At 71.2% G+C, this 12,307-nt stretch carries 10 protein-coding genes and 2 pseudogenes; 6 read left to right on the top strand and 6 right to left on the bottom strand.

The features are described 5' to 3' along the window. From ACWC9R_RS36120 to ACWC9R_RS36110, 3 genes and pseudogenes are all read right to left on the bottom strand, one after another. A pseudogene (locus ACWC9R_RS36120) lies at positions 1-188 on the bottom strand (hypothetical protein); the annotation flags it as partial. Continuing rightward, positions 181-1,641, bottom strand: coding sequence for an acyl-CoA synthetase (locus ACWC9R_RS36115; RefSeq protein ID WP_450738019.1), 1,461 nt, complete (start codon positions 1,639-1,641; stop codon positions 181-183). The gene ACWC9R_RS36115 and the pseudogene ACWC9R_RS36120, both read right to left, overlap by 8 nt. Before the next feature lie 225 nt (positions 1,642-1,866). Continuing rightward, positions 1,867-2,439, bottom strand: a pseudogene (locus ACWC9R_RS36110) (DUF3626 domain-containing protein); the annotation flags it as partial. A 14-nt stretch (positions 2,440-2,453) separates the two neighbouring features. Between ACWC9R_RS36110 and ACWC9R_RS36105 the strand changes: the two are divergent. Further along, positions 2,454-3,188 (top strand): N-acetyltransferase family protein, encoded by a 735-nt coding sequence (locus ACWC9R_RS36105; RefSeq protein WP_450738017.1) that lies wholly within the window; start codon positions 2,454-2,456, stop codon positions 3,186-3,188. A gap of 67 nt (positions 3,189-3,255) precedes the next feature. Here the strand turns inward: ACWC9R_RS36105 and ACWC9R_RS36100 are convergent, their stop codons facing one another. Beyond that, positions 3,256-3,720: a pyridoxamine 5'-phosphate oxidase family protein gene (locus tag ACWC9R_RS36100; protein WP_450738015.1), complete on the bottom strand. Its 465-nt coding sequence runs from the start codon at positions 3,718-3,720 to the stop codon at positions 3,256-3,258. Between the two features lie 229 nt (positions 3,721-3,949). On the opposite strand from ACWC9R_RS36100, the gene ACWC9R_RS36095 reads away from it, so the two are divergent. Beyond that, positions 3,950-4,597 carry a cysteine hydrolase gene (locus ACWC9R_RS36095; protein WP_450738013.1) on the top strand — a complete coding sequence of 216 codons (648 nt, stop codon included), beginning with the start codon at positions 3,950-3,952 and terminating at the stop codon, positions 4,595-4,597. A gap of 38 nt (positions 4,598-4,635) precedes the next feature. Here ACWC9R_RS36095 and ACWC9R_RS36090 read toward each other — a convergent pair whose 3' ends face one another. Further along, positions 4,636-5,166, bottom strand: a complete 531-nt coding sequence (locus ACWC9R_RS36090) for a Rieske (2Fe-2S) protein (RefSeq protein WP_450738020.1) — start codon at positions 5,164-5,166, stop codon at positions 4,636-4,638. Between the two features lie 310 nt (positions 5,167-5,476). Continuing rightward, positions 5,477-7,609: an alpha/beta fold hydrolase gene (locus tag ACWC9R_RS36085; RefSeq protein WP_450738011.1), complete on the bottom strand. Its 2,133-nt coding sequence runs from the start codon at positions 7,607-7,609 to the stop codon at positions 5,477-5,479. A 507-nt stretch (positions 7,610-8,116) separates the two neighbouring features. On the opposite strand from ACWC9R_RS36085, the gene ACWC9R_RS36080 reads away from it, so the two are divergent. From ACWC9R_RS36080 to ACWC9R_RS36065, 4 genes are all read left to right on the top strand, one after another. Beyond that, the gene (locus tag ACWC9R_RS36080; RefSeq protein ID WP_450738010.1) at positions 8,117-10,021 is read left to right on the top strand and encodes a sensor domain-containing protein; all 1,905 of its coding nucleotides are present in this window, start codon (positions 8,117-8,119) and stop codon (positions 10,019-10,021) included. Beyond that, a complete protein-coding gene (locus tag ACWC9R_RS36075) occupies positions 10,003-10,659 on the top strand; it encodes a response regulator transcription factor (RefSeq protein ID WP_393358511.1) in 657 nt (218 codons plus the stop codon). Before ACWC9R_RS36080 ends, ACWC9R_RS36075 begins: the two co-directional genes overlap by 19 nt. Before the next feature lie 171 nt (positions 10,660-10,830). Further along, a complete protein-coding gene (locus ACWC9R_RS36070; protein WP_450738008.1) occupies positions 10,831-11,244 on the top strand; it encodes a cytidine deaminase family protein in 414 nt (137 codons plus the stop codon). Positions 11,245-11,297: 53 nt separating this feature from the next. Next, positions 11,298-12,164 carry a GNAT family N-acetyltransferase gene (locus ACWC9R_RS36065; protein ID WP_450738006.1) on the top strand — a complete coding sequence of 289 codons (867 nt, stop codon included), beginning with the start codon at positions 11,298-11,300 and terminating at the stop codon, positions 12,162-12,164. Positions 12,165-12,307: the final 143 nt, after the last annotated feature.

Genomic DNA, 12,307 nt, shown 5'->3' with positions numbered 1-12,307 from the left:
CTCGCCGACCACTTCGCGGTGGACGAGCCGGCCGCGGTTCGGCCGCCGGGCGCGACTCGGTCGCCATCGCTGTGGCCGTCCGCCTCGCTGCCGGGGTGCGCCCCCGGGCCCGGCTCCCGACGCGGGGACGCGCCCCCGCCCACGCCCTCGTCCATGTCCCCGGTGCCCCCGTCTCCGCCCCTACGCATGGAGTTCACGCTTCAGGATCTTGCCCATGTCGTTGCGCGGCAGGGCGGTGAGGAAGTGCACGGCGCGGGGGCGCTTGTGCGGTGCGAGCTGGCGGGCGACATGGTCGGCGAGCTCCTTGGCGGAGGGGGCAGGACCGGCGTCCGGGCCGGTCTCCGCCACGATCCAGGCGACGATCCGCTCACCGAGATCCTCGTCCGGCTCGCCGGTGACCGCGGCCTCGGCGACCCCGGGGTGGGCCAGCAGCGCGTTCTCGATCTCACCCGCGCCGATCTTGTAGCCGCCGCTCTTGATCAGGTCGGTGGCCTTACGGCCCACGATGCGGTAGTTGCCCGCGGTGTCGCGGACCGCCATGTCGCCGGTGCGGAACCAGCCGCCGTCGAAGGCCGCGGCGGTGGCGTCGGGACGGTTGAGGTACTCGACGAAGAGGTTCGGGCCGCGGACCTGGATCTCGCCGACCGTCTCGCCGTCCTCGGCCCCGATGGCCTGCCCCGCCTCGTCGACGAGCCGGACATACACCCCCGGGAGCGGTACGCCGACCGTGCCCGCGGCATCGGGGCCGTCCGCCCGGACGCTGGTGTTCATGAGCGTTTCCGTCATGCCGTAGCGCTCGATCACCCGACGCCCGGTGGCTGCCGTGATCCGCTCATGATCGGTCAGCGGCAGCGCTGCGGAACCGGAGACCAGCAGCCGGGCCCGGGACAGGGCCTTGGCGAGCGCGGGATTCTCTCCCACCTCGACGGCCAGCCGGTGGTACATCGTCGGGACGCCGAACAGCATCGTGCCGTCCGCGGCCAGCTCCCGGGCCACCGCTTCGGTGCTGAAGCGCCCCAGGTGGTGCACACAGCCGCCGCGGCGCAGCGGCCCGAGGATGCCGAGGATCAGACCGTGCACGTGAAAGAGCGGCAGCGCGTGGACGAGGACGTCGTCGGCGGTCCACTGCCAGGCGTCCTCCAGCGCGTCGAGGGTGTGCGCGAGGGCGCGCCGGGGGAGGACGACGCCCTTGGGCGGCCCGGTCGTGCCGGAGGTGTAGACGATCAGGGCTGGGGCCTCGCCGCCCGGCTCGGCAGGCAGCGGGGCCGGTCCGCTCTCCTCGGACGGCGCCGCGGCCTCGATGTCGATACGGGACAGCGCGGCGAGCGGGCCCGGCAGCTCGGCGCCCGGCTCGGCCAGGACGAGCGAGGGCGCGCTGTCCGCCACGATGTGCGCCAGCTCGCTCTCACCGATCTTCGGGTTGACCGGCACCACGGCCACCCCGGCGAGCAGCGCGGCCACCGCACCGACCGAGGTCTCCAGCGTCGGCGTCGCCCAGAGGGCGATGCGGTTCTCACCGGCGATCCGCTCGGCGAGCGCGCCGGCCACCGAGGCCAACTGGCGATGGCTGAGGCTGCGATCGCCGAAGCGCAGCGCGGGTGCGGGCGAAGCGTCGCGCAGCGCGGGGAAGAGCACGTTCACCGGATCTCCTTCGTCCTCGTCGGCATCCGGCCCCTTCGCGACCGGGCCGCCCCGCCCGCGCCTGCCGGCACCGAACGGGCTGACTCACCCCACTCTCGCAGAGACCACTGACAACGCGATCACACCGGGACGACCCATGTCGATGATTGCGACTCTTCGACTCTTCGAGTCTGTGGGTCTGTGGGTCTTTGGGTCGACGAGTCTTCGTTCGGTAGCGGGCGGACATCAGCTCGCCGACGCCTGAGGACAGCACGTGGTGACCGGGCCGCTGTGCGCGGCGCCCTCACGGGGCGGCGCACCGAAACGCGCCAGGCAATGCCAGACCTTCTTGAGCGCCTGCGGGTCGTAGCGACCCGTGAGGGCGGCATCTCCGATGATCCGGGGGTCGATGCATGCGTCGACCGCGATCTCAGCAGCCAGGTCGACGTATTCCTGTCCCCGGTAGTCCGGGTGACGCCGCAGATGAGCCATGTCCAGCCGGAAGCCCGGATGCCACTCGATGACGCACGGAAGCTCATGGGCGGCGGCCTCCACGGCCGTTCCGCGGTAGCTGTGATCCAGGACCAGCGCCTCCACGTCCCGGTCGAGTCTGACGGGCCCGTGGATCTGCGCCTCGATGTGGCCGTCCAGACTGTCGAGGCCGTCGGACTCGGCCACCTCGATGAGCGAGAAGCGAGCGGCGACGCCGAAGGCCGAGGGGCAGGTGGAGCTGTCCGGGTAGCAGAACGTGGTTCGGGTGAGGGTCTCGGCTGCGAGCCTGAAGCAGGAGGAGCCGAACCGCGGTGCGCCGCCGGCAGGGGCGGAACTCATCCGTGCAGTGTGCACAGAAGCTCTCCTCCCAGCACCTGATTTCGACCGGCCACCGCACGGCACGTGAAGCGGTGGCGGCCGGGTGGCAGCGGAACCACGCGTCCGACAGCAGAACCACGCGTCATCGCGAGCGCGTCATCACGGGCATGGTGAACCTTTCGATTCAGCCCGCGGGATCAGTCCACCTGGACGCGATCGTCGAGGTGCACACCGAGGCCCGTACCGCCTACTACGGAGCCGGAAGGCTGCCCCAGACGGAAGTCGACGAACCGGGCGGGCCGATGCGGCGGCGGGAAGCGTGGGCACGTTGCATGGAGGCGGACGAAAAGACGGTGCTGTGTGCTCTTCACGAAGACACGGTCGTGGGCGTCATGGCGATGGGCCCGCCTCTGCGCCCGGAGGCGGATGCGGCAACTGTGGGTGAGCTGTACCAGATCCATGTCCTGCCGAGCCACTGGGGAAGGGGAATCGGAGGCCGGTTGCACGCCGCTTTCGTGCAGTTCCTGCGCGCGACCCAACTACGGACGGGGCAGGTCGAGGCATGGGAGCGGAATCACCGTGCACAAGCCTTCTACGCCCGGCACGGGTGGAAACCGGACGGGCATTTTTCGCCCAGGACCAGGTCACTCCCGCTACGTTCGCATGCGACTCCGGATGCCCGCAGTGTGATCCGATGGGCGGGGGAAGAGGGGCGCCGCGGGGGCGAGGGCTCCCCTTGGCGGGTCGATCCGGAATGAGCGCTTCGCCGGTGCGTCGGTTACTCCGTGGCCCGGCCGCCTTCCGCCTTGTGGCCCGCCCGCCCCTTTACCCCGGGATCTTGCGGAAGTCCCAGGACACGACGGATTCCGGTGTCAGCCGCAGCCACGCATGCCGGCCGTCGTGCGGCATGGCGGATATTCCGAAGTACTTCTCCGCGAAGAGCCGCTCCGGGGCGTCGAGTTCAGGGCAGGGCTCACCGGTGCGCGGCGCCTCGCCGACGAACTCCGCGCGGCCCGACAGTTCGGCGCCGCGCAGCTCGTCGTACGTGTGCCCGTCATCGAAGACCACCGCGATCCGCGGGTCCTTGCGCAGCTGGGCCCACCGCTTGCTGTGGGTGATCGAGTAGAGCCACAGCGCCGTGCCGTCCCAGAGGAACCACAGTGCTCCGACGTGCGGCGCGCCGTCGCCGCCGACCGTGGCGACCCGGCAGGTGCGCTGCGCCGCGAGGAAGGCGTCGAGCTCGTCCCGCGTCATCATGATCCGGCGCCCGCGTCGCTGTGTGTCGGCCATGCCGTCCCCGCCTCCGCCGTGTTCCGCTCAGGCGGCAGCGGCCCGTTCGCCTGACACCGGCCGGACCGGACCCAAGCCACCTGACTGAGTGTCAGAAAGCATGCGGGCTCTTCCTGACGTACGCAATGCCCGCTAGCCTCGCCCGGCTCGCACCGGCCCGTCGGGGCAGCACCGGGCACGCCGGGAACCCCGGGCACACCGGGAATCAGGCCCGCCAGAGAGGAACGCGATGCCTTCGGACGCCGCACGGCTCATCGCCCAATTGGACCCGGGCACGACGGTGCTGCTCACGGTCGAGTGCCAGCGCGGGGTGGTCGGCCCGGACAGCGCCCTGCCCGAACTCGCCGAAGCCGCACGCACCTCGGGGGCGCTGGCGAACGTCGCCCGGCTGGTGGCGGCCGCCCACGACGCCGGCGTCCAGGTGCTGCACGCGGTTGCCGAACGACGTCCCGACGGGCGTGGTGCCAGCCGCAACGCCCGCCTGTTCAAGGCGGCCGAGAGGCTGCCCGTGCAACAGCTCACCGGGTCCACCGCGGTCCGTGTCGCCGACCCGATACCCGTCTCCGGCGACGACCTGGTGGTGCGCAGGCTGCATGGCCTCTCGCCGATCGCCGGTACCGAGGTGGACGCGCTGCTGCGCACCTTCGGGTGCCGGACCCTGGTGGTCACCGGGGTGTCGGCGAATGTGGCGGTCCCCAATGCCGTGTTCGACGCGGTCAACCTCGGCTACACGGCCGTGGTGCCCGCGGACGCCATCGCGGGAGTGCCTGCCGACTACACCCCCGCGATGGTCCGCAACACCCTCGCTCTGGTCGCCACCGTCACCACCACCGATGACGTCCTGTCCAGCTGGCGCGCGGCCACGCCCGGCCGGTAACCCGGGGAGGTGGGCAACCGGGCGGCGGGCCCTCCGCGTCAGCCGAGGGTGACCGAGCCGCCCTTGACGGTCACCTTGGCGGGCGCCAGTGCCTTGGTGGCGGGGCCGGTCTTCACGCTGCCGTCGGTGATGTCGAACTTGCTGCCGTGGCACATGCAGTTGATGGTGCCGCCGGAGACCTCGCCGACCAGGCAGCCCGCATGGGTGCAGATCGCGGAGAACGCCTTGATATCGCCGTCCTGGGGCTGGGTGACGACGACCTTCTCGCCCTTGAAAATCTTGCCGCCGCCCTTGGGGATCTCCGACGTCTTGGCGAGCGCGGGGCCGGCTTCCCCGCCCGCGGAGCCGTCGCCGCCGCTGCCTCCGGTGCCGCCCTCACCGCTCGTCCCCGGGGCGGCCTGATCGTCCCCCGCGGCCTTGGAGCCGCCGCCGCTTTCCGCGTCCGACATGCCGCCGCCGCAGGCCGCCAGCGCGGCCGTGAGCCCGGCGGCGCCGACAGCGGCGACGACGGCCCGCCGCCCCGCCCCACGCCCCGCCGGCGCCGGGCCGGTCTCCTCCGCCGCCGTCATCGCTTCGGTCTCCGCCTGCTCCGACGCTGACTGTCGAGCCATGGTGTGCCTCCGGTTCTCGGTGGTGCCTTCGGTGCGCGATGTGGTCCATGGACGTTGCACAGGCTCGATACGGAGCTGCCGCCCGGAGTGTTCAACGGGGTCGGATTCTTGCGCGGGAACGGCAAATACGGTGAGCGCGGGGCTGGTGGGGGACCGCGGGGTGGGTGTGGTGCCGAGGAAGCCGGCCGCCGTACGTGGAACGACGACCGGCCGAAGCGCCGGGGCGGGCCGACACCGTCGACACCGCCGTGCGCCCCGGCCGCCCCCGTCAGTCCTGGCCGCGCCGTTCCTCCAGCGCCTTCAACAGGAAGTCCCGCTGGAAGTGCAGCAGCTGGGCCACGACCGCGTCATCGACGGGCAGATGGGTGGCACCGGGCAGCGGCAGCACGCTGTGCGGCTTGCCCGCCGCGAGCAGCTCCGCCGAGAAGCGCAGGGTGTGCGCGGCCGCCACGTTGTCGTCCGCGAGCCCGTGGACCAGCAGCAGCGGGCGGCTCAGCAGATGGCCGTGGCCGATCAGGGAGCAGCGTGCGTAGTTCTCCGGCTGCTCCTGGGGGTGGCCCAGGAACCGCTCCTTCCAGTGGGTGTCGTACATCCGCATGTCGGTGGGCGGGGCACCGGCGACCGCCGCGTGGAAGATCTCGGGGTGGTGCAGCACGGCGGCTGCGGCCAGGAACCCGCCGAACGACCAGCCACGGATCGCCACCCGCGTCAGATCCAGGTCGCCGCAGCGCGCCGCGACCGCCCGCAGCGCGTCCACCTGGTCCTCCAGCGCCGGTGTCAGCTGGTCGCCGTGGATCGTCTTCTCCCAGGCCGGGCCCCGGTTCGGGGTCCCGCGCCCGTCGACCACCAGCACCGCGAACCCCTGCTCGGCGAACCACTGCGACACATAGGTGAACCATCCATGGGCCCGTCCCACGAGCTGGATGCCCGGCCCCCCATACGGGTCGAGGAGCACCGGCAGTTTCCCGGTGCCTTCCTTGTGCCACGAAGGGAGGAACAGCGCGCCGCGCAACTGCCGTTCGCCGAGCGTGAGATGGACCGGCCGCGGGGTGATGGACGGCTCCTCGGTGAGCGTGGTGAGGGCCTGGTACTGCGGGTCCCCGGCCGACCCGTCGCCGCGCAGTACGCCCACCTCGTGGCCCCGCGGTGTCTCGCCCGCCAGGACGACCGTGCCGCCCCGCCCCGCGCCCGTGTACCTGCCGGGCTCCCGGCTCAGCCTGCGGTTGCCGCGGCCGGGCTCATGGCACCACACATGGGTCTCCAGAGGGTCCTCGCTCGCCCTGAACAGCACCCGCTCCCCCTCGACCCCCAGGACCGCGCACAGCTGCAGCCCCTCCGGGGTGACCCGTCGGCCGCCGACGGTCAGATAGCGGGTGTCGCCGTCGTCCTCGTGGAGCACCAGGGCGCCCGACGCCGTACGGGCCGGGGTGCCGTCGATGATGTCCACCCAGGCGGGATCGGTCCGCTCGTGCAGCACCTCGGTGGCGCCGGTCTCCGGATCGATCGTGAGCGTGCGCACTATGCGCTGGTCGCGGCTCTGCACGGTGACGAACGGACCGTGCGCGTCCCAGCCCGCCGCCACGACGTACTCGTACGCCTTGCGGTCCCAGTCCACCTCGACCCGCTCACCTTCCAGTGAGAGGAGCTGGAGGGTGACCTCCGCATTGGGGGAGCCGGCCGCCGGGTAGCGGATCGCCTGCGGCGGCTGCGTCGGGTCGGCCGGATCGCTGAGGTAGCGCCGTTGCACCGGGCTGGTGTCGGCCCTGGCCACCAGGAGGCGACGGCTGTCCGGCGCCCACCAGTAGCCGCGCAGCCGGTGCATGGACTCGGAGGCCACGTACTCTGCGAGGCCGTAGGAGATCTCCGGGTCCTCCGCACGGGCCAGCTGCCGGTCGGCCCCCTCCAGGTCGACGACGTGCAGGCAACGGCTGCTCACATAGGCGATGTACCGGCCGTCGGGGGAGGGGCGCGGGTCGACCACCGGACCGGCCGCGGGTACCGAGAACGGTGTGCCGCCGTCGGTGCGCACCGCCCACAGAGCCCCCGAGAGCGCGAACGCCACCAGACGGGCGGCCTCGTCCGTCGCGTACGACACCAAGCCCACCGACTGCTCGCGGGCGCGCTCCCGGCGGCGCTTCTCCTCCTCGGGCACCGCCCCGGACCCGGCCCCTACCAGGAGGGCCGGATCGGCCAACAGCCGCTCCGCGCCGTCCTCGTACTGCCACAGCCGGCCCACCGGATCGGTGCCCGAGACCGTACGGATGAAGAGCACCCGGCGGCCGTCGGGGGAGACGGTGACATTCCTGGGCACTCCCAGGGAGAAGCGGCGGCTGCGGGCGAACTGAAGTGGGAAGTCAGCGGAGTTCGTGGACTGGTCGGATGTCACGGTACTGCTGTGCAAGATGCTCTCCTCCAGATGCTGAGGGTGTTCGGGCCTGCGTGGTCCCGGGCACGGCGAACCCTGGATGCAACCTAGGCATATTCCGGATTCAGGCGAAAGGCCCCCGTAACGGCCTGAATGGGCGCAGCGCGGAGTGCCGGTACCTGACCGGGCGCAATGGGAAATCCAGCTACGGGGCGATGCCGTGGCGGGTGGGGGAAGCCGGCCGAAGTCGTGGCGCCATGCCGGCACGCGAGTGCGTGAACGCGGCTGCTTCCGGGACTCGTCGAGTACGACGATCTCGATACTTCTATCACATGGGGTTGGTGGGAAGGGCGACGCGCATCGATCGAGCTGACAATGCGTCAGGGGGCGAAGTTCAGCGAGAACCGGACGAGTTGGGCCCCGGCTCGGCAGGCCTGTGGAAAACCTCGAACCCCTGCCTGGGCTCGATATCGTGAACAGACGGCGAAATCGTGACAGACGACGACTGCTCCCGGCGGGAGCATCGGAAGTACGGGGAGAACGATGTCCGGACGGCAACTGTGGGCACCCCTGCGCGGCCTTGTGCTGTTCGGGCTGGGGCTCGCCGCCGCCCCGATGCTCGCCGCCATCGGACTCGGCACGCTCCTCGGCATTCAGACACTCGCCCAGTGGTACCGCGTTCCGCTCAATGCCTACCGGGCCCTGGCAGGCCGGTGGTGCGGAGTGGACCTGCCGGCGCCGTACCAACCTCCGCCGCCACCGCCCGAACCCGAACCGGATGGCTGGTACCGCTACAGGAACCGGCTTCATTCCACCCCGAAGAAGCTTACCTACGAACGGCGTTGGGACTGGCTGCTCAAGGACCCGGCCACCTCACGGGACCTGCTGTGGATGCTGCTCAACCCCGGCGTCGGCAGCGTCACGGCGCTGTTGCCGGTCACGCTGGTCGTGGTGGGCGCCGCCTTCCCGTGGTACTGGCCGGGACACGTAGCGCTCACCCTCCCGATCGCCGTGCCGACGGCTGCGGCCGGCTTCGGCTTCGGACCGGCCCTGCTCCGACTCCACGGACGCTGGACCGGCCATCTGCTCACGCCCGTCACCGACACCGACTCCCGGATACGCCGTGCGCTGATCCGGGTCGGCCGCGGTGCCCTCGCCACCTGGCGGCTCGCCCTGACCGCCGGCCTCGCGGTCGCCGAACTGGCCGCCGCCCTCCTGCATGTGCTGGCACTGGTGCCGATCCTGCTGTGGGCCTGGCCGACCGTGCTGGTCGCCGGCCGGCACCTCACCTCCTGGCGCCGGCAGCAGATCCAGGAATGGACCGGCATCCGGATCGACCTGCCCTATGGGCCCGAACCTGCCCTGCCGTCGCCCCGGCCCGACGGCACCTACCGGATCGGCCGCACGCTGTACCGCACCCCGGAGGCGGCCCTGCGGTCGCTGCGGTTACGGCAGTACGCGCGAGATCCGGCCACCTGGCGGGACCTGCTGTGGCTTCTGCTCGACCCCGTCGTCGCGGTGCTGCTCGCCGCGCTGCCCGCGGTGGTCACCGCGTACTGCTTCTTCGGCCTGATCTGGTCCTGGGCATGGACGTCGCTGCTCCGACTCTTCGTCGATTTCCCGACCTTCGACGGCTGGCCCCCACTCACCCATGGCATCCCCGTCCTCGGCGATCACCCGGTCGCCGTCGCCCCGGTGATCGGAGTGGCCGGCACCCTGACCGGGAGCCTGCTCGCCCTGCCGCTGCTGCGGCTGCACGGCCTGTGGAGCCGGTGCCTCCTCGGACCGGCCAAGTCAGCGCTGCTCGGCCGCCGGGTGGTGCAGCTCACCGAGACCCGGACGGAGGCGCAGGAGACGCTGTCCTCGGAGCTGCGCCGGATCGAACGGGACCTGCACGACGGGGCGCAGGCGCAGTGGGTGGCCATGGGCATGAAGCTCGGCACCATCGAGGCACTCGTCGAACGGGACCCGGCCGCCGCCAAGATGATGCTCGGGTCCGCCAGGGAGGCCTCCGCGCAGGCGCTCATCGAGTTACGCCAGTTGATCCGCGGGATCAACCCGCCGGTGCTCGCCGAACGCGGCATCGCGGACGCCATCCGCGGGCTGGCCCTGGACTCGCCGCTCCCGGTCGGACTGCGGATCGAGCTGCCCGGCCGTCCGGAGCGCCCGGTCGAATCCGCCGCCTATTTCGCGGTCTCCGAACTCCTCACCAACGTCTCCAGACACGCCGAAGCGGACCGGGTGCACATCGACGTGTGTCACGTAGCGCAGCAGTTGCGGATCGAGGTCACCGACAACGGAACCGGTGGCGCCGATCCGGCGAGGGGCAGCGGGCTGCGCGGCATTCAGCGGCGGCTCGCTACCTTCGACGGAAGCCTCGCCGTACACAGTCCACTTGGCGGTCCCACCACAGTCACCCTGGAGATTCCGTGCGTGTTGTCCTCGTAGAGGACCTCTACCTGCTTCGCGAAGGTCTGACCCATCTGCTCACCGCGCACGGCTTCGACGTGGTCGCGGCGGTGGAGACCGGCCCGGAACTGCTCACGGCCGTGCAGGAGCACCGGCCCGATGTCGCGATCGTGGATGTACGACTACCGCCCACCTTCACCGATGAGGGACTGCGCGCGGCGCACGAGGCCCGCCGGCGGATGCCCGGCCTGCCCGTCCTGGTGCTGTCCCAGCACGTCGAGCAGCTCTATGCGCGCGAACTGCTCGCCGACGGTTCCGGTGCCATCGGATATCTGCTGAAGGACCGGGTGTTCAACGCCACCCAGTTCGTGGACGCGCTGCGCCGGGTCGCCGAGGGTGGCACGGCGATGGACCCGGAGGTCATATCCAAACTGGTGCGGAGCACTGCCCATCAGGAGCCGCTGGGCACCCTGACCGCCCGCGAACGGGAGGTCCTGGAGCTGATGGCCGAGGGCTGCTCCAACGCGGCGGTCTCGAACCGCCTCCACCTCAGTGAAGGCGCGGTGAGCAAGCACATCGCCAGCATCTTCACCAAGCTGAACCTGACCACCTCCCAGGACACCAACCGCCGGGTGCTCGCGGTCCTTGCCTATCTGAACGGCATGAATCCCGACTAGTCGGGACCAGGGCACCCGCCTGTAGGCACGAACGGGCAGCCTCGCCAGGCCGTCCGGGTGGCAGAACGGGACCGCGTCCGCGAGTGGTGGAACGAGCACACCGCCGATACTCGCTTGCACGCCATCGGCACTCGGGTCAACGTCGCCTGACACCTGACGAAGGCAGAGAAGATGACCACGCAGAACCACCACGTCGACCACGAACTCATCGAGGCCGCGGCGGACGTCGCGCGCACCCGCTGCCGGGGCGACAACCACACCATGGCGGCCGCGGCCCGCGCTCTGGACGGGCGGATCGTCACGGCGGTGAACGCCTACCACTTCACCGGAGGCCCCTGCGCCGAGCTGGTCCTCATCGGCGCGGCAGCCGCCCAGGGCGCCTACGAGCTGGACACGATCGTCGCTGTGGGCGACCGCGACCGCGGCGTGGTCCCGCCGTGCGGCCGGTGCCGTCAGGTCCTTCTCGACTACTTTCCCGCCCTCAAGGTCATCGTCGGCGAAGGCGACCGCGTCCGCACCGTCCTCATCACTGACCTGCTTCCCGAAAGCTATGTCTGGGCGGACCACCAACTCGACGCCGAGTGACCGGGTCGGAAACCGGGTGCGCAGTGCCGGTGCCGTGGTGTGTGATCGGCGGCATGGCGATTGTGTTGGGCAAGCCGGGCGTTGACGGGCTGAGCGAGGCTGTGGGCGCGCTGCGGGAGTGGCAGTACGACGGGGCGCCGATGCAGCTGCATCCGGGGGACCTGGGCTGGTTCTGGCGGGAGGGTGCGGAGGCGACCGCCGCTGCGGTCAGGACGTGGAGCCGGGACGGACAGATCCTCGCCGTCGGGCTGCTGGACGGTCCCAGGCTGTTGCGCATGACGATGGCGTCAGACGCTCAGCGGGACGAGGAGCTGGCGCAGCAGGTGGTTGCGGACGTGATCGAGCCGGGGCGTGGCGTGCTGCCCGGGGGGAGGGTGAACATCGAGGCGCCGACGGGAGCACTGATCCAAGATCTGCTGTCCGAGGAAGGCTGGAAGGCCGACGAGCCGTGGACGCCGTTGCGCCGCGGCCTCACGGAGCCGGTGAGGGAACCAGGCGTCCGGATCGAGGTGGTCGGGCCGGGGCAGGCGGACGTGTTTGCCGCCGTACTCCGGGCAGCGTTCGACGGGTCGAGGTTCACGGATCAGCGCTGGTCTGCCATGGCGGCGGGACTGCCGTACGCCGATGCCCGGTGTCTGCTCGCGTATGACGACCAGGGCAACGCCGTGGCGGCGGTGACGGTGTGGTCGGCCGGGCCGGGCAGGCCCGGGTTGCTCGAACCGATGGGAGTGCACCGGGACCATCGCCGTCACGGCTACGGCGAGGCGATCACCGTTGCCGCGGCCGCCGCACTCCAGAAGCTGGGCTCGTCGAGCGCCCTCGTCTGCACCCCGAGCTCCAATGTCGGCGCCGTCGCCACCTACAAGTCAGCCGGCTTCCAGCAACGCCCCGAGGTTCGGGACCGATACCGCGAGGCCTAGGACCTGTCGTCAAACTCCCGCCTGCCCCGCGGCGTCTGGCACGCACGCTCGCTGCGTTGTCGGGTTCGCCCCGATACGCCCAGTATCGGGGCGTACGGGGCGTCGGGAGTCTGGGCGCCGGAGGCGGACGCGGGGGCGCTGTC

Source organism: Streptomyces sp. NPDC001219 (genome assembly GCF_053597915.1).
This window is presented reverse-complemented; position numbering and strand designations above follow the sequence as displayed.

Excerpts from the sequence above, each read along its gene's own strand:
- ACWC9R_RS36065 (WP_450738006.1), top strand. The coding sequence starts at position 11,298 with ATGGCGATTGTGTTGGGCAAGCCGGGCGTTGACGGGCTGAGCGAGGCT.
- ACWC9R_RS36090 (WP_450738020.1), bottom strand. The coding sequence starts at position 5,166 with ATGACGGCGGCGGAGGAGACCGGCCCGGCGCCGGCGGGGCGTGGGGCG.
- ACWC9R_RS36080 (WP_450738010.1), top strand. The coding sequence starts at position 8,117 with ATGTCCGGACGGCAACTGTGGGCACCCCTGCGCGGCCTTGTGCTGTTC.
- ACWC9R_RS36095 (WP_450738013.1), top strand. The coding sequence starts at position 3,950 with ATGCCTTCGGACGCCGCACGGCTCATCGCCCAATTGGACCCGGGCACG.
- ACWC9R_RS36070 (WP_450738008.1), top strand. The coding sequence starts at position 10,831 with ATGACCACGCAGAACCACCACGTCGACCACGAACTCATCGAGGCCGCG.
- ACWC9R_RS36100 (WP_450738015.1), bottom strand. The coding sequence starts at position 3,720 with ATGGCCGACACACAGCGACGCGGGCGCCGGATCATGATGACGCGGGAC.